Annotated in this window: 23 protein-coding genes and 1 other annotated feature; of the genes, 16 read left to right on the forward strand and 7 right to left on the reverse strand. The window is 56.4% G+C overall.

The window, feature by feature from the left end; translation table 11 throughout:
- Positions 1 to 107: 107 nt before the first annotated feature.
- A complete protein-coding gene (locus BLU28_RS23750; protein ID WP_077985983.1) occupies positions 108 to 1,085 on the reverse strand; it encodes a class I SAM-dependent methyltransferase in 978 nt (325 codons plus the stop codon).
- Between the two features lie 256 nt (positions 1,086 to 1,341).
- Here BLU28_RS23750 and BLU28_RS23755 point away from each other — a divergent pair, with 256 nt between their 5' ends.
- The 10 genes from BLU28_RS23755 to BLU28_RS26435 all read left to right on the forward strand — a co-directional run bounded on the left by BLU28_RS23755 (position 1,342) and on the right by BLU28_RS26435 (position 10,859).
- Complete coding sequence (locus tag BLU28_RS23755; RefSeq protein ID WP_139190419.1) at positions 1,342 to 2,223, forward strand: helix-turn-helix transcriptional regulator; 882 nt, start codon at positions 1,342 to 1,344, stop codon at positions 2,221 to 2,223.
- A gap of 82 nt (positions 2,224 to 2,305) precedes the next feature.
- A complete protein-coding gene (locus BLU28_RS23760; RefSeq protein WP_139190420.1) occupies positions 2,306 to 3,493 on the forward strand; it encodes an MFS transporter in 1,188 nt (395 codons plus the stop codon).
- A 364-nt stretch (positions 3,494 to 3,857) separates the two neighbouring features.
- Positions 3,858 to 4,331 (forward strand): helix-turn-helix domain-containing protein, encoded by a 474-nt coding sequence (locus BLU28_RS23765; RefSeq protein WP_077985980.1) that lies wholly within the window; start codon positions 3,858 to 3,860, stop codon positions 4,329 to 4,331.
- Positions 4,332 to 4,885: 554 nt separating this feature from the next.
- Complete coding sequence (locus BLU28_RS23770; RefSeq protein ID WP_139190421.1) at positions 4,886 to 5,770, forward strand: helix-turn-helix domain-containing protein; 885 nt, start codon at positions 4,886 to 4,888, stop codon at positions 5,768 to 5,770.
- Between the two features lie 96 nt (positions 5,771 to 5,866).
- Positions 5,867 to 6,670, forward strand: coding sequence for an ABC transporter ATP-binding protein (locus BLU28_RS23775; protein WP_301342239.1), 804 nt, complete (start codon positions 5,867 to 5,869; stop codon positions 6,668 to 6,670).
- 1 nt (position 6,671) lies between these two features.
- Positions 6,672 to 7,361, forward strand: a complete 690-nt coding sequence (locus tag BLU28_RS23780) for an ABC transporter permease (protein ID WP_092651415.1) — start codon at positions 6,672 to 6,674, stop codon at positions 7,359 to 7,361.
- Positions 7,361 to 8,101, forward strand: coding sequence for an ABC transporter permease (locus BLU28_RS23785; protein WP_077985978.1), 741 nt, complete (start codon positions 7,361 to 7,363; stop codon positions 8,099 to 8,101). The genes BLU28_RS23780 and BLU28_RS23785 overlap by 1 nt, the downstream gene beginning before the upstream one ends.
- Positions 8,098 to 9,270 (forward strand): alanine racemase, encoded by a 1,173-nt coding sequence (alr, locus tag BLU28_RS23790; protein ID WP_077985977.1) that lies wholly within the window; start codon positions 8,098 to 8,100, stop codon positions 9,268 to 9,270. The genes BLU28_RS23785 and alr overlap by 4 nt, the downstream gene beginning before the upstream one ends.
- Positions 9,271 to 9,272: 2 nt before the next feature.
- Positions 9,273 to 10,115: a transporter substrate-binding domain-containing protein gene (locus BLU28_RS23795; RefSeq protein ID WP_077985976.1), complete on the forward strand. Its 843-nt coding sequence runs from the start codon at positions 9,273 to 9,275 to the stop codon at positions 10,113 to 10,115.
- A 159-nt stretch (positions 10,116 to 10,274) separates the two neighbouring features.
- On the forward strand, positions 10,275 to 10,859 hold the full coding sequence (locus BLU28_RS26435) for a hypothetical protein (RefSeq protein WP_234794440.1): 585 nt from the start codon (positions 10,275 to 10,277) through the stop codon (positions 10,857 to 10,859).
- On the opposite strand, the gene BLU28_RS23805 is transcribed toward BLU28_RS26435, so the two are convergent.
- Both BLU28_RS23805 and BLU28_RS23810 read right to left on the reverse strand, forming a co-directional pair.
- Positions 10,856 to 11,500: a response regulator gene (locus BLU28_RS23805; protein ID WP_077985974.1), complete on the reverse strand. Its 645-nt coding sequence runs from the start codon at positions 11,498 to 11,500 to the stop codon at positions 10,856 to 10,858. The genes BLU28_RS26435 and BLU28_RS23805 overlap by 4 nt on opposite strands.
- Entirely contained in the window at positions 11,497 to 12,930 is a 1,434-nt protein-coding gene (locus BLU28_RS23810; RefSeq protein WP_077985973.1) for a sensor histidine kinase, read from the reverse strand. The genes BLU28_RS23805 and BLU28_RS23810 overlap by 4 nt, the downstream gene beginning before the upstream one ends.
- Positions 12,931 to 13,205: 275 nt before the next feature.
- On the opposite strand from BLU28_RS23810, the gene BLU28_RS26440 reads away from it, so the two are divergent.
- The 3 genes from BLU28_RS26440 (at position 13,206) to BLU28_RS23825 (ending at position 17,183) form a co-directional block, all read left to right on the forward strand.
- On the forward strand, positions 13,206 to 13,847 hold the full coding sequence (locus BLU28_RS26440) for a hypothetical protein (RefSeq protein WP_034499729.1): 642 nt from the start codon (positions 13,206 to 13,208) through the stop codon (positions 13,845 to 13,847).
- A gap of 884 nt (positions 13,848 to 14,731) precedes the next feature.
- Positions 14,732 to 14,787 (forward strand) — a sequence feature (sul1 is cis-regulatory element that is thought to sense ions involved in sulfur or methionine metabolism; They are found in Alphaproteobacteria).
- A gap of 75 nt (positions 14,788 to 14,862) precedes the next feature.
- On the forward strand, positions 14,863 to 16,350 hold the full coding sequence (locus tag BLU28_RS23820; RefSeq protein WP_077985970.1) for a SulP family inorganic anion transporter: 1,488 nt from the start codon (positions 14,863 to 14,865) through the stop codon (positions 16,348 to 16,350).
- A gap of 443 nt (positions 16,351 to 16,793) precedes the next feature.
- Complete coding sequence (locus tag BLU28_RS23825) at positions 16,794 to 17,183, forward strand: GFA family protein (RefSeq protein WP_411463052.1); 390 nt, start codon at positions 16,794 to 16,796, stop codon at positions 17,181 to 17,183.
- An 88-nt stretch (positions 17,184 to 17,271) separates the two neighbouring features.
- Here the strand turns inward: BLU28_RS23825 and BLU28_RS23830 are convergent, their stop codons facing one another.
- Positions 17,272 to 17,922: a LysE family translocator gene (locus BLU28_RS23830; RefSeq protein ID WP_077985969.1), complete on the reverse strand. Its 651-nt coding sequence runs from the start codon at positions 17,920 to 17,922 to the stop codon at positions 17,272 to 17,274.
- Positions 17,923 to 18,412: 490 nt separating this feature from the next.
- The gene (locus BLU28_RS23835) at positions 18,413 to 19,207 is read right to left on the reverse strand and encodes a DUF2243 domain-containing protein (protein WP_077985968.1); all 795 of its coding nucleotides are present in this window, start codon (positions 19,205 to 19,207) and stop codon (positions 18,413 to 18,415) included.
- A 428-nt stretch (positions 19,208 to 19,635) separates the two neighbouring features.
- On the opposite strand from BLU28_RS23835, the gene BLU28_RS23840 reads away from it, so the two are divergent.
- Positions 19,636 to 20,067 carry a hypothetical protein gene (locus BLU28_RS23840; RefSeq protein ID WP_077985967.1) on the forward strand — a complete coding sequence of 144 codons (432 nt, stop codon included), beginning with the start codon at positions 19,636 to 19,638 and terminating at the stop codon, positions 20,065 to 20,067.
- A 142-nt stretch (positions 20,068 to 20,209) separates the two neighbouring features.
- On the opposite strand, the gene BLU28_RS23845 is transcribed toward BLU28_RS23840, so the two are convergent.
- Positions 20,210 to 20,482 carry an usg protein gene (locus BLU28_RS23845; RefSeq protein ID WP_006699025.1) on the reverse strand — a complete coding sequence of 91 codons (273 nt, stop codon included), beginning with the start codon at positions 20,480 to 20,482 and terminating at the stop codon, positions 20,210 to 20,212.
- Positions 20,483 to 20,757: 275 nt separating this feature from the next.
- On the opposite strand from BLU28_RS23845, the gene groES reads away from it, so the two are divergent.
- Complete coding sequence (gene groES / locus BLU28_RS23855; protein ID WP_006699024.1) at positions 20,758 to 21,072, forward strand: co-chaperone GroES; 315 nt, start codon at positions 20,758 to 20,760, stop codon at positions 21,070 to 21,072.
- 54 nt (positions 21,073 to 21,126) lie between these two features.
- Positions 21,127 to 22,752, forward strand: a complete 1,626-nt coding sequence (gene groL, locus BLU28_RS23860) for a chaperonin GroEL (protein ID WP_077985965.1) — start codon at positions 21,127 to 21,129, stop codon at positions 22,750 to 22,752.
- Between the two features lie 490 nt (positions 22,753 to 23,242).
- Here groL and BLU28_RS23865 read toward each other — a convergent pair.
- On the reverse strand, positions 23,243 to 23,854 hold a 612-nt coding region (locus BLU28_RS23865; protein WP_139190422.1), incomplete at its 5' end, for an ATP-binding cassette domain-containing protein.

Genomic DNA, 23,854 nt, shown 5'->3' on the forward strand with positions numbered 1-23,854 from the left:
CCGAAGAGTCACATTTCTGACCAGTTGATTGCGACCCTTCAATATACACGAGCGGAACAGATGTGGCTGTTTAGAACATGGGCGAGTGTTTGGTGAGGAAGCTCATTTTAGGGATCGGGAAGAAAGCGGGCGGGCACTTCGCCATACGTGTATTCAGACGGAATAGCCGCAGGTCCGAGGCAGGAGACAAACAAATACAGATTTCTCAGGCTGTTGCTTGCCGCAATCGAGTAGAAGTTTCCGCTGTTCCAGATGATATAAGCGTATGAGAACACATCTCTCAAAACGGAGCGCATTTCGTCGAGAGTGACTTCATTGAGGTTCATGGTTTCCAAAACATTTGTCTTTTTGCGGTTTATTTCGGCCTCGCTGAAATATCGGACCTTAAACCCGTGATCCTTTTGAAGTTCTCTCCGTCGATACTCTTCGACATCTTGGCTGCGGAACTTCTCAAGAAAAATCATCAATCCTTTTGCCTTGAGATTACGTCGGACAAAAGCGATCTGCTGCTGGCGGTTCGGCGAGTACATTTGAAATGTGGTATCTTCGAAGATAATATCAAAACCTGACGCAAAGTCCTGAAGCCCAGGTGTTTGGCTGAGCGATTCCGGTGACAGGTGATTAAAGGGGCCAAGGAAGAATTGCGCATGTTTTGGGACGCCCCAAGCGTAGAAGCTTTCCTGGTTTTCGATGGTCGGGCTGCACGACAGTGACAGGATTTGCCCGTCGGCAAGCTCGCTGATGGTTCGCGCCATCGTTCCTTCCGCCGTTCCCAAGCTATAGAGGGTTAGTGGAGACTGACGTGCGGACGAGTATCGGAGTATGGCCGTCCCTAGTCTTATCTCCTCTTCATATCGGTAAGGAATGCTGCTCAAGTAATGCTGATCGAACGGTCCCTGTCTGACTGCGTGTAGCGCGACAAACCGCTCAGTCTCGGGGTTGCGTTCCAAAAGCCGGAAATCAAGAGAGGGTCGGCGAATAGGAACTCCCGCCCGCCCTGCTGCAGTGGACGAAAAGAAATCGGCCAATTCGTTTAAGCGGGCTCCCCGCTCGCACTCTTCGTGAAACTGCGTGAAGTCTTGCATCTAATGCCTCTCGATAGCATTGCCAATCCAGTTCTGCAGGATCCGGTCAGTTGACGATTCCACGGAACCGTGAGACGCAAACCTGACTGCTGGGCTCAGCTATCGTGCGGGGCTAGGCGCAAAGCTTCATTCAGAAATTTGATATGTTTTCAAGAATATGATGCATTTTTCCGATTGCGAGTACATGTGTTTGCCTGACCTCTTTGGGTGCCTTAATCTTTTAGCTGAGTAAAAAGTTTGTGCGGGAGATAATGGGTTGCCATTACTTAGCCACCGACGCATTTTGCCGGAAAATTCCGAAAGTGCGGTCGTCTCACAAAAGCAAGCGCAATGGGATGAATTCTGTATCGGGCTCGTGCGAAGAAAAGGTGTCAGGCGTCAGCAGATTGATTTCAAAAGCCATACGCATTCGCTTTTTCTTAACCTGGAAGGGGCAGCGAGATCCGGAGAGACATTTCTCGACGGTCGTCGGCATTCATTCGCAGCGCGGCCGCAAGGATCATTGGTCTACATTCCGCCCGGCGTCATGTGGCATGGATGGGATGAAGGCGACCAAAACGCGGCCTATCTCCTGATTTCCGCCGAGGAACGATTTGCCGACAAAGTTTTTGGCGATGACTTCGTGCCCGCACGGTTTGTCCCGAATATGTCGTTTCAGGACGTAGGGATTGAGCATGCCGCCCGAAAAATTTATTTGGAGCTTGCGCAGCTGGATTCCGCAAGTGGACTCATAGTGGAAGGGCAGCTCACCACAATCTTCGGGCACTTGTTGCGACGTTCAAGGCTCTTCGACAAGCACCGCAAAGGCGGCCTCGCGCCTGCCGTGCTTAAACGCATCACTCAGCGTATTGACGCGGCGCTGGAGGAGAAAGTCAGCTTGGGCGCGATCGCACAAGAGTTCGGGTATAGTGCGGCGCACTTGTCCCGAGCGTTCAAGCAGTCGACCGGTCTTTCTCCACAAGCTCATTTCAACAAGGTGCGCCTCGACCGGGCGAGCGAGTTGCTTCGTACAACAAGTAAATCGGTGACCGAGATCGCACATTCGTGCGGTTACTCGAGCGGCAGTCATCTCTCATCGAGCTTTCACAAGGCTTTTGGTATCTCTCCGATCGCGTACCGCGCTCTTTGGGCCGAATAAAATATCAAAAACATGAAAGCCTGGATGCCTTTGGGGCCTTAGAATCTTGATGCTGCGGTTAAGGCAGACTCGAGGTAAGTCCATGAGCATGACGACACCGCGTGCGTCACATTGTCATTATCTTTTATGCGTGACGGCTTCGGCGGTCGGACGCAACATATACTTCATCGTTGTCGCCTGGCTGATGATGAAATACACTGCGAATCCGTCTGCCATCGCGATGTTGCTCGCGGCCGGGAGTTGCGCCGAGCTCTTGACAACGAACCTTGGCGGGGTAGTCACTGACCGCTATCGGCCGCAACTGACCTGTCTAGTCTGTGACGGTCTCCGTATCCTAACCGTGGCAGCGGCGACTGCCGGAATGATGTCGGGTTACCCGGTCCAGTCGCTCGTCGCGTCTTGGGTATTATATGCTGTATTGGACCGAACGTATCTCACTGCGCTCCAGGCCATGATACCCGGAATGGTGGATGCGGCGCGCCTCCTATCCTTCAATTCTACGGCATATGTGTGGATGCAGATCGGTAATTTCTGCGCCGCCGTCGCCGGAGGCTTGCTGCTGGCCTTCACACCGGATTACCTGAGCCTCGTGGCACCGCTGTCATGCTTTTTGTTGTCGTTCGGCTCATCCATTGCCAGAACAGAGGGATATTGTGATCGGAGTGGGAATGCCGAGCCGGTCATATTTCTGCGGCGCGAATTGTTTCCCGGGTTGCCGCAGCGAAGTCTTGTGCTTCCCTCCGTCGTTTACGCCTTCATCTATGCGGCCGGAATGATGGTAAGCGTTCTTGGTTCGGCTCTTGTGATGGAAGAACTTGGGAGAAGCGCCTTGGCGTTTGGCTTTGTGGAGGCCGGGTGGGCTGCTGGGTCCGTCCTCGGATGTCTGTGGCTGCTGTTTCGGTCAGAGAAATCAGATGCCCTTTTATGGCACCTTCTTGCGACAGGCGTGATCCTCACGATTTTCCTGGTGTTCCAGAATCTTTTTGCAGTGCTGCTTCAGATGATGGGACTTGGACTAACCTACAACATTGCCCGGATTCTTATCGATGTTGAAATTCAGCGTTCGTTCCCCATAAGTCAGCTTGGTCGGGCCAGGAGTCAGGTTCATACGGTGTGCATGGCACTGTCGCTCTCTGTGTACGGCGTCGTAGCGCTTATCGGAAATGCTTTGGCGCCATCCGTCATTTTCGGTTGGTTTGGATTAGTGGTGCTGTTTACCGGAGCTCTATTCTGGGCGTGCTTTCGGCGCGATCTGCTGGCTATTAGGTAAGGGCGCCGTAGGTCGTAAAGACGTGAGCCTTGCCCACATAAGTTTATCTGTGAGAGCCGCTCGCCAGCGGACAGGTGGTACATCTTGTGCGTTCTCGATCTTGATAAATTGTGGCAGCGGTACTAGTTAGATTTTGAGGCAGTACGCGCTGCCTCGGGGTGTCGTAACCCCTGCGTGCGGTTGATGCTGGCCGAGACAGCATCACACTCCTTGACCTTTGGTCGGGGAGCCTGTGGCGTATGTCCAGGTTCTCCCGAACTAAAGGCCACAGGACCGTCACGCACGGTTACGAACTCCCCGCCACGGGTTAAGTGAGTTCTTCAAGCGGGGGCGCACCGCTTGAACTCTTATCTGGGGAGTTCACATGGCGACTTCTATCCCACTAAAGGTGACAGAACCGAATGTTCCGCCAGCTTACGCTCAGGTTGACGCGCATGTGGGCAGACAAATCCGCGTTTGGAGAATATTGGCCAGAAAGTCGCGAACCGAACTGGCTGCGGCCGTCGGTGTCAGTCGCCAGCAAATTCAAAACTATGAGACGGGTCGAAACTGTGTGCGAGCCTCGACACTTTACGCGATTGCCGGCGCCTTGAACGTAACGGTTGGCCAACTGTTCGATGGTCTTCCTCCGACAAGAGATCTCGGATCGCTTTTCGCTAAAGAAGAAATAGCAGATCCGCCGAGCGAAGTGCGATTCCTGCTGGGCCACCTGATGCGGCTGTCGCCGCGCCTTCGTGAACGGGTAACGGCGCTCATTCATGCGCTCGCACGAGATGAAGAGCGTAGTGGCGGAACTGGTAGCGGTTTCCTCGCTTTGAGAAATCGCACCTGCCAGTAATCAATCTTACAGGAGCAGAGAAGACCTTAATCTCCCGCGAGGACGTACGGCAAGCTATCTGACGTGTTCGTCTGTCAAAGTTGAATGAACCCGGGCGTGCACGCCCGACATTTTACGTTGGGTGCCTCACGCAGGCAGTCCGTTCTCTGAAAACAAAAATGAACGTCTTGGCAGTGGCGATACGCTTTTGGCTATCGGTTCATTGGTGTTCCGGGGGTGGCCCATATCACGCCGATTTCGAGCATCTGGACAGGCGTGTTTATCCGCGACGCGCCACAAAAAACTAGCGAACGCGCGGCATTTCCTCTATCCTAAACGCTGAGGCAGCACGTACTGCCTTGGGGCGTGGAAACCCCTCTGTGCGACTGATGTTGGTCGATTCAACATCATACTCTCTGACCTTTCGGGTCGGGGAGCCTGTGGCGTATGTCCAGGTTCCCCGGAACTAAAGGCCGCAGGGCTGTCACAGACAGTTTCCAACTCCCCGATCTTTCGGAGGTTTAGTGAGTCTTTCGCGGGGACGTACCGCGGTAACTCATCTCGGAGACTGGCCGTTGCAACTTCAATCCCATGTTTTTAAACAGGGTCAATGCCGGGTAACTTCTCACCAGCAGAGAACCTGGCGCGCTGCCCGGGTCGACTTGGTCCGGCGAACAGGTCTTGACAAGGAAGAGACCGCATTGGTTTCTGACCACCATTTGTTGCTTCTTAATCTACGTGGCAATTCAGAGCGCGGCGACTATTTTCTCGACAACAGAAGGGCCGGTTTCGTTGCGCGAAGGCCTGGCGCGATCCTGTTCATTCCAGCAGGTTGCAGTTGGCATGGCTGGGAAATTGGCGCGTCCACGGCGGCTTACCTGTCCATCATGGTTCAACCGACCCAACTGACCAGTCTGACGACCTCGCCGATCACCTTGCCGACGTTGTCGCCGGATCTTGGCTTCGAAGATCAGATCATCATGAATGCTGCTCGCGGGATAGGCGCTGAAATCTGCGAACGGAACTCCTTGAGCGGGATGTTGGTCGAAGCTTACGTGGCAACGATTTTCGTACAAATGATGCGCCGGCAGGAGCGCTTTCAAAATTTCTTCAAAGGCGGACTGGCTGCGGCGGATCTGAGCCGCGTGGTTCAAAAAATCGAGGAGGGGCTGGCTGAAACTGTAACCCTGAGCCAGCTTGCTGCAGTCGCAGGCTTAAGTGTTCCGCACTTTTGTCGTGCGTTCAAACGAAGCTTCGGCTGCCCGCCCTATGAATTTATCATCAGACGGCGGATCGAGCGTGCCAAGGAACATCTTCGTCATTCCGAAATGACCATCACCGATATTGCCCTGGCATGCGGCTTTTCGACATCGAGCCATTTCGCAAACAGTTTTCGCCGGCAGGTCGGCACGACTCCGCAAATGTACAGGGCGGCCTGGTCGGACAGGGCTTTTGGTTGATATTGCGATAAAATCGCGCACCACCATCAACATTCTGCAAGTTTTGCTCGGTACACCTCGGCATTCTCGGTTTGGTAAGCAGCCGAGGACAAGCCATTGCATCCATATCAGCTTCCAGCGCAACATACGTCTATCAGTAATGAGAAATCAGCCGCTCTGAAGGTTGTGGACCTCAAGAAAAGCTACGGGCACTTCGAAATTCTCAAAGGGATCTCCCTGACTGCCAACGCCGGCGACGTTATTTCAATTCTTGGGGCAAGCGGCTCGGGAAAAAGCACCTTCTTGAGATGCCTCAACTTTTTGGAAGAGCCGACAGACGGGCAGATTTGGCTGTCGGGGCATCGCGTCGAGATGCGCCCAGGCATGGCTGGTCGAAAAGCGATCAACGCGCTGCGCGCCAGGCTTGGAATGGTCTTTCAGAACTTCAATCTCTGGTCCCACAAAACGGTTTTGGAAAACATCACGGAGGCTCCGATCCATGTCAGGGGCTTGACCAAGGCAGATGCCCGTCAAAGGGCGGAGGAACTGCTTGCAAAGGTTGGGCTTGCAGACAAGCGGAATTCCTATCCCGCCCATCTGTCCGGCGGGCAGCAGCAACGCGTGGCGATTGCCCGCGCCTTGGCTATGGAGCCCGAGATCCTTCTCTTTGACGAGCCGACATCCGCATTGGATCCGGAGCTTGTGGGCGAGGTGCTGAAGGTCATTCAGTCTCTTGCTGGCGAGGGTCGGACGATGTTGATCGTGACGCACGAACTTGCCTTCGCGCGGCAAGTGTCGACCCGTACGATTTTCTTGCAGCAGGGTTTGATCGAGGAAGAAGGCCCACCGGCCGTTGTCTTTGGCAGCCCTTCTTCATCTTCGCTGAGGCGGTTTTTATCCTCCCACATTGGAGGGCGATGAGATGCTTTCCATCCCCGGATTCGGTGAACAGATTCTGGCCGGCGCCATCACAACCCTTCAAGTGGCATTCGCAAGTCTTGCTTTCGGCATCGTCGTTGGATGGTGCGGCGCCTTGGCGAAGCGCAGTCAAAGCAGAAGCGTCCGGTGGGTGGCGAATGGTTACACCACTGTTATCAGGGGTGTTCCGGAGCTGCTTCTCATTCTCATGTTGTATTATGGAGGCACTGTCGCGCTCACGGCGTTGTTTGGTCGATACGTTGAAATTGATGCGTTCTCGGCCGGTGTTCTCGCATTGACGGTCGTGTTCGGTGCTTATGCAACCGAGGTATTCCGGGCGGCTATTCAGGCAGTGCCCGCGGGTCAAATTGAGGCAGCTCGCGCACTGGGGTTTTCAAATCTGTCCGTGTGGCGTCTTGTGATCATGCCGCAGATGTGGCGGCATGCTCTGCCCGGTCTTGGAAATCTATGGCTGACGTTATTAAAAGATTCTGCGCTGATTTCGGTTGTCGGGCTCGAAGACCTGATGCGGAAGGCGAGCATCGCCGCTGGCGCCACACACGATCCGCTGAAGTTCTATTCTGTGGCTGCGTGCCTTTATCTCATGTTCACCTCGATTTCGCTCGCGGCACTTGCTGCCTTGGAGCGTCGAACTGACCGCGGGCTGCGCATCTCCCCCAAAGGAGGTTTCTGATGGACGTGGCGTTGATTGTGCAGACAATTCCGCAGCTTTTGAATGGCCTAGCTCTCACTGTTCTCCTGACCACAGCGTCCGTTGTCGCAGGGTCTTTCATTGCGATCCCCTTGGCTCTCGCCGGGGCATCAGGAAGCAGAGTAATTTCCCTGCCTGTTCGGGCGTACACATTCGTGTTTCGCGGCACGCCACTACTGGTGCAACTATTTCTGGTCTACTACGGCCTTGGCCAGTTGGAATGGGTGCGGGCAAGCGTGGCTTGGCCCATACTCCGGGATCCGTTTTGGTGCGCGCTCGTTGCATTCTCGCTGAACAATTCCGCCTACACGACAGAGATTCTGCGCGGCGGCCTTCGCGCCGTACCACCAGGCGAAATTGAAGCAGCCAAGGCGTTGGGAATGCCGCTTCTCCTTCGTATCCGACGAATCATACTGCCGATCGCTTTCCGGCTTTCGCTGCCGGCCTATGGGAACGAGGTCATTCTCATGCTGAAAGCCAGCTCGCTGGCAAGCACCATCACCATTATGGAGTTGACAGGGACCGCCAGAAAGATCGTTGCTCAGACGTTCGCGCCCTACGAAGTCTTCGTAGCCGCCGCTCTTCTCTATCTCACCGTGACCTTTCTCTTCACAAGTGCATTTAGCCTCATCGAGCTTCGCTTGTCGAAACATCATCGCCGTACCGACAATGAGAGGAAGGCCGCCGAGCCGGCGCGGCTGTCAAGGGAGTTGGCACAATGAGTATCACTGCTTTCCCACCTCGGCCTGTCAGCGTCTCGTCGGCAGAACTACGCGGGAATTGGTATGAGATCGATCTACAGGCCATTCGTCACAATTACCGGCAAATTCGAGCGCATCTTCACGAACATGTGGCGGTCTACGCATGCCTGAAACGCAATGCCTATGGCTGCGGAGCAGGTCCTGTTGCAAAGGCCTTGGTTGCCGAAAATGTATACGGCTTCGCCGTCGCGTCTTTACTTGACGCGATTGCCATCCGTCGCGAAGGGATCTCGAATCCAGTACTCCTTTACCCGGGCGCTCTGCCTGTCGCAGCTGCCACGATAGAAGCGCTCGACCTGATCGTTACCGTATCAAGCATCGCCGAGTTAAGGCAATGGCGCACGAGCGTGTCAAATCTGCGGATATTCCTCAAAGTTGATCTGGGTTTCTTTCGCGCTGGGGCAACGCCGGCGCAGTTGGTCGATTTGCTCGCTGAGGCCGCTACGGACCGAACAGTTCGGGTTGAAGGCATCTACGCTCACTTGAGTGAACTGCCCGGGTCCGGTCCGGAACTCGCTCACAGTCAACGAGCGAAGATGAACGGCATTCTAAGACAAATTCGTTCGTTGGGCATCAGCGTTCCGGTTGTCATGATGTCAAGCACCGAAGGTGTTTTGAACTACCCGGACATGGACTTCGATGCAGTCGATCCCGGAGCACTGTTTGTCGGTATTTCTGACGTCGAGAAACCCGTGCGTGACGTGCGCCTGCGACCGGCGTTGACGGCGATCTCGACAACACTCATTTCCGTTAAACGTCTCGATCAATCTCTCGATCCACCCGACAGCATTTCGTGGATACGCCCCGACATGGTTCTCGGAGTGATTGGAATGGGATGGGGTGATGGCCTTCCCAGAGCTCTGCCGGAGAGGGCAGTGGGGCTGGTACGCGGCAAACGCGCAAGACTTCTTCCGCCGTCCCATCTTGAGCATATCCGCATCGACCTTAGTCATATCCCGGAGGCACGCTTTGGGGATCAGGTAGTCCTGCTAGGACGCCAGGGCGCCGAACAGATCAGCATTGAGGAGTTCGCGAGCACCAGAGGCACCGACGCGATCGGGATTTATGGCGACCTTCGTGACCACATCCCACGCCTCTACATCAATCCGAAAAGCAAAGAAGGGGAATAAATATGAAAGTCTCGCAACTGCTGTGCCTCTTGCCGATTGTTATAGCACTCGTTGGTCACGCAAATGCCCAGGAATCGAAGACGATTACTATTGCTACAGAGGGGGCTTTCCCTCCCTGGAATTCCGTCAACTCCTCTGGAGAGGTTGAAGGCTTTGACGTGGACGTGGGAAAGGCGTTGTGCGAGCGGGCGAAGATCTCTTGCCGGTTTGTCGCTCAGGCCTGGGACGGGATCATTCCGGGATTGACGGTCGGCAAATATGATGCGGTCATGGCCGGAATGTCGATCACTGAAAAAAGAAAGAAAGTCATAGCTTTCTCCGAACCATACGCTCTGACCTCCAACTATTTCGTCGTCGCGAACTCGACTGGCCTCCACGCGATGGACCCGGCCGCCGCAGTCGATCTTTCCTCGGAAAATTCCGCAACCAGACTGCTTCTCGAGGCTCTGAGGTCGAACTTGAAGGGCCGAATACTGGGTGTGCAGGGGGCAACGAATGCTGAGGCATTTGTGAGGGAGGTGCTGGGGGAGGACGTGGAGATCAGGACCTATGACAAGCAGGATAATCTGAACCTGGATCTGCTTGCCGGGCGGATTGATGGCGGACTGGCGGATTATTCAGTGTGGAAAGCATTTCTGGACGCTGACGGAGGGAAGGTCGCATCGCTCTATGGTCCCCGGATTTCGGGTGGCGTCTTTGGCCCAGGTGTCGGTATCGGCCTTCGGAAAAACAACAGCAATCTAATAAGGCTCTTTAACCGAGGAATCCAGGCGATGAAGCAAGATGGGACATTAAAGTCTTTCAGCATGAAGTGGTTCGGCATTGATATGGTGTCAACGCCATAACCAGTTCTGCGCGCCTAGTATGCTATCCGACCTTGGACAGCTTCACGTCAGACCTTGGTCTGATCGAAGGGAGACGATAGTTTTTTCGTGTGTCTGCTGAAGTCCCGTCAAACCTTTTGTCGCATATTTGGACTTGACCGTCCAAGGTGTAGTGACGACTTGTACGGGCTTAAAGTTTTGGCCATCGGTGCGGTCAGATTTTCGCATCCTTGGCATACAGATCGAACCCGAAGGAGGCTGGAGGTGTTACCACGCCGCAAACTGATCGCCGTTTTCCCGTGTCTGCTCTTGACCCTCTTTAACACGGCTCTTCCATATACGATCAAAATTCACGGTTTCTCCACTGCATTTCACGAGCAGATGGCTGAGGCCGGAAACGGTAATGGTGGTGGCAACGGAAATGGCGGCGGTGGAGGCAGCGGGGGAGGTGGCGGCGGCAATGGAGGGGGTAGCGGAAACGGAGGCAGCAACGGTAACAGTGGCGGCAATGGCAATGGTAATTCGGGCGGCAAGGGAAACAATAACAGCCAGTCGTCAGGCACCGGAAACGCTGCGAAAACCGAGGCCGATGTCGACGACGCGGCGAATGCAGGTCGCGGTACTTTGACTGTCCGCCACAAGGATGGCATCAGCGAAAGCGTCCAGCGCGGCCGATACGTGATGAAGGATGCAAAGGGCAGAACAATCATCAATCGCGATGCAACAGTCTCAGACGAGCAGCGGCTCAGGGCCTTCCTCCGCTAACGGCGCCGGTCAATCTCGTCACGAAATGCCATCGCGGCTTCCGTCCGGTTGCTCACGCCGAGCTTGGTAAAGATCTGTGTCATGTGATGTTTTATCGTCTTTTCGTGCAAAGCCAGTTTCAGCCCAATATGCTTGTTGCTTAACCCTGCAGATGCCAGCTCGAGCACTTCCCGTTCCCGCTCCGTGAGTGCGACAAAGGGATTGGCTCGGGCGCCTGACCCGGTTTGGGAAATCAGACGTGCCGACAGTGTCGGAGCGACGTAACTGTCACCTGCCGCGACGGTTCGAATGATATCAGCCAGTGCACGGGACCCGACTCCTTTCAGGACGTAACCCTTGGCCCCGGTCCTTAGAGCTGTCATGACGTCATCGCCTGCCTCGGACACCGTCAACATCACGATCTTTTGGGCCGGGACCTGTTCAAGTATGAGCGGAACAGCTTCCAGCCCGCCTCCAGGCATGGAGATATCGAGCAGCAGGATGTCCGGTCGGTGCTCCGCGGCTATGCGCAGCGCATCGTCCCGGTTGCTACCCTCGCCAACGATCTTGAATTCGTCCATTTCGGTCAGGCTTCGGATAACACCTTCCCTGAAGAGAGGGTGATCGTCCACAACTGCCAGACTGATCTGCTCCGCGGTCATGCCTGTTCCATTTCCTCGATGTTAAGCGACATCCGCACGATGGTCCCACGATCGGATGAAAAGAGATGGAAGACTCCGCCCAGGCTTTCAACGCGGTCCCTAAGACCCGCGAGGCCGAGTTTCTCGGGTGAAACGTCGCTCATACTGAAACCGTGCCCATCGTCCGCTACTTCGACGGTAACCTGGCCGCCTTCGGATGATTGCGTAACCTTTTGTCCAATGCCGCCCGCATGGCGATAGCCATTGTTCAGGGCCTCCTGAACAAAGCGATAGATACAGATCTTTGAAGCCCTGGAAAGATACGCAGGTGTTCCGTTGAGTAAGAGGTCGACAGTGACGCCCGTGCGCTGCTCGTGGGCAACAATCGCGCGCTTCAGCAGCGCGGCAAGGTTGTCCGTTTCTATGTGCGGTAACATCAGCCCGCTGCAAATGGCCCTGATTTCTGCCATGGCGTCATCGAGGCTTGTCTTGATGTTCGTCAAGGATGCTTCCCGCTCCTCGGCAGGAGTACGAGGATCGGCAAGCTTCGGACTGTCAAGGCGCAAGGATGCATAGGCGACCAATTGCGCGGGACCGTCGTGCAGGTCGGCACCGATGCGGCGCAAGTAACTCTCGTTGAGGGACGTGGCCCTTTGTGTCGCTCGCTGAACACGCGCGCGTAAGGCCTCGTTCTGCCGCAGCAGGGCGGAGAGTTCATCGATGCGGTCATTGAGGGCCCTGCGCTGGCTGTCGATGGTTCGGCTTCCACGAAGGACTATAATCGACAAGAGGGCAAAAAATATGGTCGTGAACGCCGCGACCGCGAGCCAGCTCAGGAGGCGGGCCTGTTTAAGGCTCCATTCGAATTCGTCGGCGACCTCAAAAAATTCAGAGACGGCGACGACCTTGCCCGACCATGGCTGTAAGACCGGATTGTAGATCTGCAGAAGTGGCTTTTCGCTGTCGCGTTCGGCATCGCTCTCGACGCCGTCGATCCGATTGAACCTCGCTGTCATCTGGCCGGTAAAGGCCGTTTTAAGGTCGCCGGACAGTGGGAGCTGCTTGCCGGAAAGGCTTTTTTCGCTGGAATAGAGGATAGTACCGTCGCTGCGCCAGAGCCGAAACGAAAACAGTCGTTTTCCAAGTGCGCCCTGCCCAAGGGTCTCATCCAGGGCCCGTGTTATCGAATCGTCCAGGCTCTGGGTGGTTTGCATGTCAGGTAATAGAGGAGCAATCACGCTGTCGACGTAAAGCGCGGTCGTTGCCGCGGAGTTACGTGTCACGGCGTTTTCGATCAGACTGGCAACGAAATAGCCCACGACCACCATTGCGCAGATCGCGACAAAACCGCCCGCAATCAGGAACTGCCTTGCGAGTGACTGGGAATTCCAGCGTGCCACCGGGCTCGTTATCGGCGCCTCGTGGTTAGGGCCTGTCCGCAGAATGCGCATTATCAGCACTCATCTCCCAATCCTTCATAGCTACCCGTCAACGCAAGGTGTCCACCATGCCCGCGGGAGGCACCGGTTTCCCCCATGTGAGCCCGTCGTCCGGTCCATACAATCAGCGACCATCGGTCGCGATCAATCGGACTATGGTCCGAATGCCCAGAGCATAGGTCGGAGTGGAGTAGAAACCCGGAATTTCGGCAATATTGTAGTGCGTAACGATTTGCTGGCACCGCGGCTCTGCGCAAGCGGTGACCGACTATGAAAAGGACCTGCACATGAAAATCTCCTCGCTGATCGGTACCGCAAGCCTTGGGCTCGTCCTGGCCCTTGCCCCCATGGCGGGAGATACTCCCGGCTTCACGCACGCAGCATTTGCGAAGGACGGGAGCGGCGGCGGTAATGGCGGCGGCAATGGCGGTGGTAATGGAGGAGGAAACGGCGGTGGCAACGGGGGAGGCCATGGCGGAGGGAAATCCGGCGCCGGCGAAAGCCGGGCGTCCTCGAATTCATCCGCGCACAAGGGCTCTTCGGCACCATCGAAATCGCATCATCCCGACAAAACTTCAAAATCTCATGCCGAGAAATCCAAAACGCACAGCGCAAAGCCCGGCACCGGTAGCCTCAACTCGATGAAGAGAAACTACCATGCCTATCTGAATTCCCAGGACCCCAAGATGGCGGCGCTTGCAGCCTACGTGAAGGCATATGCGGAATTCGAAATTCAGTACGGGGTGGGGGCCGTGCCCACAGACCCCGCGCTTAGCGAAGCTGCCCTTGTCTCGGCGCTGGAACAGTTGGCAAACAGGCCGGTCACCGACGGGGAGCTTGCCGAAGCGAAGAGCATTTTAGGCGCTGGAACAGAAACAGGGAAAATCGCGGAGGTTCGCGACGCTCTCGAACAAGAAGACGGAAACTGAGAGACACCCGTAAAGGGGTGGCACGCCTGGACCTGCCTTCGTGTGCGATCAGGAACTCACCTACGTGGCTGCAAGTTTTCTGTCCTGCGCCTTGAGAGTTTGGTGTCGGTCGACCGCATTTAATTGCCGGAGTAATGACCGGCACTATCGCCGGATCAAGTTGCCCGCCGCGAGCTTGATCCGGCGATGTCATATAGGCGACCCGTTTGCCGTGAAGTTGGCTGCCGCTAACATGCGCAAGCCAACGATAATGATCGGCGACAATGGAGATCTCGTGCGTGGTTTCTGCCAGTTAGGGCCGATAGCCGGAGATCAGCCTCTGGTCGAAGCGGTCAAATGTGGCCGGGCTGTCTTTTCAGAAGCGTTACGCTCTCTGACACTCGCAAGTCGTCGCATCGCATATCCCATTTTCTCGGCAATCCGAAACGATGACGCGTTATCTTCATCGATTCCGTCGGTTCGCTAGAGCAACTGCTCCAGGCGGTGCGCCCGAACGGCAGGAACGTTCCCTCAGTCAACCGCGCCCGGCGAGCGTCACGCGTGTTTCGAATATCACTTTCCAGTCCCTGTCAGTCCTGCGTTGAGAACACCTTTTGAAGCCGACCCACGTCCGAGAAAAGATGTCGGTTCATGGCCCCTCTTTAGGTTCACAAGAGGGGCGCGTCAGCGGACAGATTATCTTCTTCAAGGTGCGGCGTCCCAACCGGCCGCTTCTATGATCGACCAACTGTAGGCAGCCTGTCTGCCGTTGGCCCTTTATGAGGATCATTCCAGGTAAACGGCCTCGCATCCGCAATCTTGACCACCACGTCGGACTTTCTGGCAGGTTTGGACCGGGTCGATCATTGCAAACCGATCCTGCGTGAGCTAGTTAACGTCATCCACAAGGACCCGGTGAAACTCCGGGTGGCTCTTCTGGCCGCCGATCCGCCAGACAACACAGCAACGCAACCTATGCCATATTCGAGGACCGAGTTTCGCTCGGCCCGTTGCCTCAACTGTGAAAAATATTCCTATGCAAACTCTTTCAAACTACCGTCAGGAGTGGTTCTCCAACATCCGTGGCGACGTACTTTCGGGTATTGTCGTCGCTCTCGCGCTTATCCCGGAAGCGATAGGCTTCTCGGTGATTGCGGGTGTCGATCCCAAGGTCGGCCTCTACGCTTCCTTCGCAATCGCCTGCGTGACGGCCTTTGTGGGCGGCCGGCCGGGCATGATCTCTGCCGCCACGGCGGCGACCGCTGTCGTCATGATCTCGCTGGTCAAGGACCACGGTCTTCAGTATCTCTTCGCCGCCACCATCCTGATGGGCATCATCCAGATCGCTGCGGGATGGCTGAGGCTGGGCCGCGTGATGCGCTTCGTTTCACGTTCCGTCATCACAGGCTTTGTCAATGCGCTTGCGATCCTGATCTTCATGGCCCAGTTACCCGAACTCGTTGGGGTTCCGACGCTCACCTACATGATGATTGCAGGCGGTCTTGCCATCATCTACCTCTTTCCATACGTGACCAAGGCGATCCCATCGCCGCTTGTGGCCATCGTGGTTCTCACGGCCATGGCCTGGTGGTTCGGCATGGACCTGCGCACGGTCGGCGACCTTGGCGAACTTCCCTCTTCGATCCCATTCCTGATGCTTCCTCAGGTTCCGTTGACCTGGGAGACGCTGCAGATCATCTTCCCATACTCGGTGACACTTGCTGCTGTCGGCCTGCTGGAATCGCTGCTTACCGCGCAGATCGTCGATGATATGACGGACACGCCCAGCAACAAGAGCCAAGAATGCGTTGGACAGGGCGCGGGGAATATCGCCTCGGCACTGATCGGCGGCATGGGCGGATGCGCCATGATCGGACAATCGGTCATCAACGTAACATCTGGTGGTCGAGGACGTCTTTCAACCTTCGTGGCTGGTTCTTTCCTGCTGTTTCTGATCGTCGTCCTCAACGATCTCGTCCGGATCATCCCCATGGCCGCGCTTGTTGCGGTTATGATTATGGTTTCAATCGGCACTTTCTCCTGGAGGTCGATCGTCGATCTGAGACGTCACCCGCTTCCGTCGTCCTTCGTCATGCTGGCGACCGTCGTCACCGTCGTTGCAACACATGATCTGGCGAAAGGCGTGATCGTTGGCGTCCTGCTGTCCGGCATCTTTTTCGCTGGCAAGGTAGCCCGTCTGTTCAAGGTCACGCGGCTGGAGAATCCCGAACAGAACAGTGTCACCTATGCAGTAGTTGGACAGGTCTTCTTTGCGTCGGCAGAAGCCTTTATCCAAGCTTTCGACTTCACCGATAAGGGCAAACGGATCATCATCGATCTCACAAGGGCCCATCTCTGGGACATCACCGCAATTGGCGCGTTGGACAAGGTCGTATTGAAGCTCCGTCAGGCGGGCAACGAGGTCGAGGTTCTCGGATTCAACGAAGCGAGTGCTGATATGGTTGATCGCTTCGCGCTGCACGACAAGGATGAGCGGCGCGCGGCAACCGCCGCACTACACTGACCGCCTGCATCCGTGCGCCTTGATGTTGTGGGCGAGCGTCATGGATCGAACCGAATTACGGCGGACCTGAAGGTGTCGATGGGCGCCGTTGCGGCGCGCTTCGCTTTTACAGTTGCACCCGGGCCTGATGGCTGGCGCAACGACCTGCACCGATCATACCGCCCTGACGGCCCGAGATTGACGGAAGGGAGACTGGTCTTGTTGCCGCTCGAGGAATGGCGGTAGCACGGTCAGGCAAGAAGGTTTAAAGGTGACATTGCGGCAAGATGATCGAGATGAAAACTGACTCTAGCGAGGCCGCAACAGATCACGCGTACACCTCGCAGCGGTCAACGATTGCAGCGCTGTTCAGAAAACAAATGGCTGGTCACTTTTACGCGTGCTGCTTACTCTTTGGAACGTGATTCAGCGTGGAAAGAAGCGCAACCCGGGACAACCACATAATGCGTCTGGCTTATTGCTCATGTCGACAGCTGACACTAACGGCGAATGGCGAGCCGGTGAAGGTATCAGTTTGCCACTGCCGGGAATGCCAGCGCCGTACCGGCTCCGCGTTCGGCGTAGCCGTGTTTTACGGGGCCGGCCAGGTGACCGCAGCCGGCAACCATAAGGCATTTCTACGACGGGGCGAAAGCGGAAAGAATTTGGAGTTCCGCTTTTGTCCTTGCTGCGGATCTACGGTATATTGGCTCCCGGAATTCCGGCCAAACCTCGTCGCGATTGCTCTCGGCTGTTTTGAGGATCCATCAGGCATCGGACCGACGCAGAGCGTATATGAAGCAATGCAATTCCCTTGGGTCTCTTTGTGTTTGCGAAGTGAGGGACCCCATTGACCGGCCGCGTTTGCGACCGCAAGCCTCTACCATCACTCCGGCGCGACGTTAGCTTCCGGCCCTCGTCGCCTGCATGTATTATCATAACCTACTTTTTGTGGTTTCCCGAAAATGCGGCCGTCAATCCGAGGCCGATGTAAATGGACCCGCTGACCCAGCGTTCAGCTTTAAGGTAGACCGGGCTGCGCTTCAGCCAGTTACCCGCCGTCCCGGCAGCGAGTGCATAGGCGCCGTCCGTGAGCACTCCGATCACTGTGTAAAGAACCCCGAGGAACGCAACCTGCATTGCCACATGGCCACGCTGGGGCTCAACAAACTGCGGCAGAAAGGCGAGGAAGAACAACGCGGTTTTCGGATTGAGGAGGTTGACCAGGAAACCCTCGCGGAAAATGCGTCCGCGACTGCGCGGCTGGTCTGCGCCGTTAAAATCGGGAATGTTCGCGGGACCGAAAAGCTTCTTGAAGCCCAACCAAATCAGGTAGGCCGCGCCGGCATACTTCACCACGCTGAAGGCGATCGCGGAAGACGCCAGGAGCGCCGACAGCCCTGCAGCAGCCGCAGCGACATGCACGAGTGTGGCCGCGTGAATGCCAAGAATTGAGACGAGGCCAGCAGAACGGCCCTGCTCGACCGATCGGGCGAAGATGTAAAGAACCGCCGGCCCAGGCACGAGAAGCAGAACAAGAGTGGCGCTGACGAACAGGCTGAGATTGGCCGCGCCGGGAATTATCGAATCCATGATTGTCTCACTCCCCTCTGTGGCGATAGCAATAGCATTGAAAAGCGTTCGATGTGAGACCGGCTTGTTGTGCCGCCATCCAATGGTTCAGTGAGTATGGAGTTCGCACGTCACGTTGATGTCTTCGAACGAACCAGCTTCAGTGGCGGCTTGAACTACTATGGCAACCTCGATGTGACCCGGTACCTGTGACACTCGCTCCACGGTTTATACGTGGGCCTTGCGGCTGTTCATATCGTGGGAGAGCGGACCCTCGCCTGAGTATGCCCGGCCCGCGGCAAATCATCGACAAAATGACGAAACTCGTTCCCAACCTGACGAGGAGCTACGTAATACCAGACTGTGGACATTGGGCGCCGCGGAAAAAGGCCGCGATGTTGGACGCAATCATTGCCTTTGCGAGGTCTATACGGGGTTGCGAGTGAGACTGTCGCACAGCAAAATCCGGGGTACTGTCGTTGGTTTTGTTCCGGCCGGATCACCCTCTTTGCTAGGCTCTGGTCCAGTTGAAACAGCCGAGGGGCAGAGCGGCGTTGCTTACCAACAGTGCACCGTGGCGATAGAGTTCCAAGGGATTTCCATCCGCCGGCATATCCACTGCCCACAATTGGCCCGACGCGTCAGAGGCAATTATCCTGCCGTTTACCGCGGCAATGGCAGCAAAGGCATCCAGCTCGCTTGTGCCGGGTGAAAAAAGCACCGCCACCTGTGATTGATCGGACGGCGGCAGCAAAGCAAGCGGGCCCGCAGTCAGTGCCGCCACGACGAGCAAAAACGGCGATCTGGGCACACCGCTCCCCCTTTTTGACCCGCTTCGGCGCATTATCCAGCCAATAGTCAAAGGGATAAGTCCAAACATGGCAAACCAGAGCAAATCCCAAAAAAGCGGGTTATCCACGTCCATACGGACCCGGTGAATTCCCAGCAGCCAGTGTGACACAATACTGTCAAGGACATGCCATCCACCGAAGCCGACAACGGCATTGGCAAACATAAGACGATCCGCTCCCGGTGCAGGGAATTCGTTACGGGCTCTCCAGAGCAAGCAAAGTCCAATGATGGCGATGAGGTACATCAGCGCATGAAAAATACCATCCCAGAGAATGAGAAGGCGAATATCGAGGCGTGCCTGCTCAAGACCACTTAAAAGATGGTGCCATTGCAACAACTGGTGCAACACAATGCCATCGAAGAACCCGCCGAGACCAAAGCCCAGCATATAACCGGCCCATCGAAACTCTCCGGAAAAGCGCCGGAGGCTCGTCTCAGCTCCTGCGTTTGTCATTGATTTCCCTCCACTCCATTGCCATTCCAACCTCAGGAACGGCCCAATGTTCCGCAGTGTCCGTCGTTGCATGAGCCGGTCGCACGGGGCTTTGGAGCTGCGGCTGCTTATGTATCAAGAGGCAATCGCGAGGATCAAAACTGGGAGCGGCTAGCGGCTGACTTGGGTCGCGGAGGTGCTTTGCACAACACGTATGTGTAACGGCGCGAATGATCGGGGGCTTCCACAACAAAAGGTCAAGCCGTTCCAGGAACCACGCAGCAAGCGACAGATTGGGCGAGGGTGCTTTGCGACGTTCGCTTTCCCGTGAAGCCGCTTCAGGTGACTGACGGCCGAGGTGGGGCCTACCCGGATCAATGATTCGGCCGCGTCTAATGACAAGCCAGACGCAAGCGAGCTGCTCCAGGTTGCGAGTAAAGGAGAATCGAATGTCTGCAATCGACCGGATTGGCGGGACCGCCGCGATTTACACACGTTTACGGCCGCAGGAGGTCACTCACACAGGCCTCGGCCAGGCTGCTGAGCGGCCAGTTGCAACTTCTTTCGGGGGCGCCCCCGCGCCCCTCTCCTCCAATCTTGCAAATGTACTCTGGTCGCTCCAGGGAGAACCGGCCGGACACATTGATGAGGCGCCTCTCCAAAACGGCGGGCCGAGCCCGGAGGAAGAACTGAGCAAATGGGCGCATATGAGCCTCGGCGAAAAAATCAGGGCGCAGTATCTGGAGGCGCGCGGATTAACGGAAAGCGATCTTGCCGCAATGTCGCCCGACGAGCGGAAGGCGATGGAGGACGAGATCAAGAACGCGATCATGGCTGCGCTGGAGAATACTGGCGAGGACCACACACGCCGGAGGCCGTGATCCAGCCCCAAAACGGAAGAGGTTTAGCCCCGCCGGTGCGACCGGATAAAAGCAGCCCCTCGACGGGTGGATGCTCCCCGGCGCATGCCCGTTGCTTTTGCGTCTATATCCCCCGCCGCCCGAGTGTTGTGTCGGTTACCTGTCACTGCAGACGGAACTCGCCGTCAATGCGACGCCATTCATTCGGCCCAATCAAACGCTGGTGGGTAAAGCGGACGGAGTGAAGGGGGCCGTCGAGCCTCGTTTGCCAAAAGTCAAGGAACTTGTGCATTTCGGGGAAGTCGGGGGCCAGGTCATAATCCTGCCAGACAAAGGTCTGGAGCACGGCCTCGAAATCCGGAATCCGATATAAGATGTGGGCAGTTGTGAGGCCATAGCCATTGAGCTGGCGTTCAAGATCGGATGAAAACTGCATGCTTCATCTCCTTTCGTGACACGACAAAGTGTGGCGCAAAATTTTCCAGGCATCAACGTTTTCCTCAACGCGGACCGTCAGAATTTCGTTCCTTTTCAGCGCATTAGCAGCAGACGATCATGAGTGCTGATTTTTTTGCGTCGACCTCTTGAAATCAAAAAATCGCCAAACCAGATTTTTGCGCGCGAACGCTCGGACGAGGTTCGCACTTCCGGGCCGGCCACCGCCGGCCCGGTAAGAACAGACGTCATCTTTTTTGTCTCACGGAGGAAAATATGTCGTTCCGACCGCTTCATGACCGCATTCTCGTCCGCCGGGTCGAATCCGAAGAAAAGACCAAAGGCGGTATTATCATCCCCGACACTGCCAAGGAAAAACCGCAGGAGGGCGAGGTCATCGCCGTTGGGCCCGGTGCGCGCAACGATGCCGGACAGATCCAGGTGCTCGACGTCAAGGTGGGCGACCGCATCCTGTTCGGCAAATGGTCAGGCACCGAGATCAAGATCAATGGCGAAGACCTGCTGATCATGAAGGAAAGCGATGTCATGGGCATCATCGGCGCCCAGGCTGAGCAGAAGAAAGCCGCCTGAGCGTCCTACCCTACACCCATCAGTCAGATAGCTGCCTATTGAGGAGTTAAAAAAATGGCTGCCAAAGAAGTCAAGTTCCACACCGATGCCCGTGAACGCATGCTGCGAGGGGTCGATGTGCTCGCTAATGCCGTGAAGGTCACGCTTGGCCCCAAGGGTCGTAACGTTGTTATCGACAAGTCCTTCGGCGCACCGCGCATCACCAAGGACGGCGTGTCGGTCGCGAAGGAAGTCGAGCTTGAAGACAAGTTCGAGAATATGGGCGCGCAGATGCTGCGCGAAGTCGCTTCGAAGACAAACGATCTGGCCGGCGACGGCACCACGACCGCAACTGTCCTCGCCCAGGCAATTGTCAAGGAAGGTGCCAAGGCGGTAGCCTCCGGAATGAACCCGATGGACCTGAAGCGCGGCATCGATCTTGCGGTCGATGCTGTCGTCAAGGAGCTGAAGACCAACGCTCGTAAGATAACCAGCAATTCCGAAATCGCCCAGGTTGGAACAATCTCTGCGAACGGGGATACGGAGATCGGCCGCTATCTTGCCGAGGCGATGGAGAAGGTCGGCAACGAAGGCGTCATCACCGTCGAGGAAGCAAAGACCGCTGAAACCGAACTTGAAGTCGTCGAAGGCATGCAGTTCGATCGCGGCTACCTGTCGCCCTACTTTGTCACCAATCAGGACAAGATGAGGGTCGAACTTGAGGATCCCTATATCCTTATCCACGAAAAGAAGCTCTCGAACCTGCAGGCCATGCTGCCGGTCCTCGAAGCGGTGGTCCAGTCGGGCAAGCCTCTCCTCATCATCGCTGAAGACGTCGAAGGCGAAGCCCTTGCAACGCTCGTCGTCAACAAGCTGCGTGGCGGCCTCAAGATCGCTGCCGTCAAGGCGCCTGGCTTCGGCGACCGCCGCAAGGCCATGCTGGAAGACATCGCCATCCTGACCGGTGGTACCGTCATCTCCGAAGACCTTGGCATCAAGCTTGAAAACGTCACGCTCAACATGCTCGGACGCGCCAAAAAGGTGGCTATCGAGAAGGAGAACACCACCATCATCGACGGCGTAGGTTCCAAGTCCGAGATCGACGGCCGTGTTGCGCAGATCCGCGCTCAAATCGAGGATACCACTTCCGACTATGACCGCGAAAAGCTGCAGGAGCGTCTCGCCAAGCTCGTCGGCGGCGTTGCCGTCATCCGGGTTGGCGGCTCGACGGAAGTCGAAGTAAAGGAAAAGAAGGACCGCGTCGACGATGCGCTGCACGCCACTCGTGCGGCGGTAGAGGAAGGCATCCTGCCTGGCGGTGGCGTCGCGCTGCTGCGCGCTGTCAAGGCGCTCGACAATCTAAGTACGGCCAACCAGGATCAGAGGGTCGGCGTTGATATCGTCCGCCGTGCAATCGAGGCACCCGTCCGTCAGATCGCCGAAAACGCCGGCGCGGAAGGCTCCGTTATCGTCGGCAAGCTGCGCGAGAAGACGGACTTCTCCTTTGGCTGGAACGCACAGACGGGCGAATACGGTGATCTCTACGCGCAGGGCGTTATTGACCCGGCCAAGGTCGTTCGTACTGCGCTTCAGGATGCCGCCTCTGTAGCAGGCCTTCTGGTGACGACCGAAGCGATGATAGCCGAAAAGCCGAAGAAGGATGCCGCGCCTGCACCCGTCGGAGCGGGAATGGACTTTTGATGGAAGGGGGCGCCCAGAGGGCGCCCCCTTTCTGGTGCTCCGTGAGTAACGATGCGGAGCCTGACCAGCCAAATATCAGCGCGAGTACCCTTCCGCAAATTCGCGGGTCGTCTGGATGAACGCAGTGACGGCGGCCGGTGGGCTGGTCCTCCCGGAATAATATATTGCCAAGGCGTCAGGAGCGGCATCCACTCCTTCAATATGCGCGTCAGTCGTCCAGCCTCAAATCTTCGCGGCAAAGGTTTCTGCGAAAGCGAAATCGACCACACGAAACTTTCACCAGGAAATAAATCGGTTCCGCCGAGGTTTTTCCATTCTGCTGTCAGTCAGGGTGGACTGCTGCGCGGTTGACATGGCGACCTCGTCGCAGTTCGACTGCCCGAAGTTCGGAACGGATGCGACACCGACTGAGGAGGGGCCTGTTTATTGTCTCCTGGCTTTGCATAGTCGAGTTAACCGCACTGCGAGTTACTAGTGGCCGAATTTTTAGTCATCCCACCACCGCCGCCGAAAAAGCTGATTTGATAAGTGTTCTGGTGTACTCAGCCGAAGGCCGGTTGAAGATGGCGTTTGTCTCTCCCTCCTCGACAATCTTTCCGTTTCTCATGACGATGACATAATCTGAAATGGCCTTGATGACGGACAGGTCGTGGCTGATGAAGATGTAGGAAAGGCCGTGGGCCTTCTGTAGATCACGCAGGAGGTCGATAACCTGGCCCTGAACGGACCGGTCCAGCGCCGACGTGGGTTCGTCAAGAATGATGACCTCTGGTTTGAGAATAATGGCGCGGGCAATGGCGATACGTTGGCGTTGCCCCCCGGAAAATTCGTGGGGGTAGCGGTTGCGGGCGGCGGGATCGAGGCCCACTTCCTTCAGCGCCTCGATTGCGCGCCTGTCCCGTTCCGCACGGTTGAGGTTCTGGTCGTGAACGAAGAGCCCCTCGGTGATGATCTCGCCTACCGTCTGTCGCGGCGAAAGCGAACCATAGGGGTCCTGGAACACCAGTTGGAGATGCCGCCGTAGCGGCCGCATGGCCTTTCGATCAAGCCCGGTGATTTCCTGTTTTCCGAAGAAAATCCGGCCATCGGCCTGGATCAGGCG

Origin of the sequence: Agrobacterium pusense (assembly GCF_900102105.1) — a bacterium.
GTDB classification, from domain to species: Bacteria; Pseudomonadota; Alphaproteobacteria; order Rhizobiales; family Rhizobiaceae; genus Agrobacterium; species Agrobacterium pusense.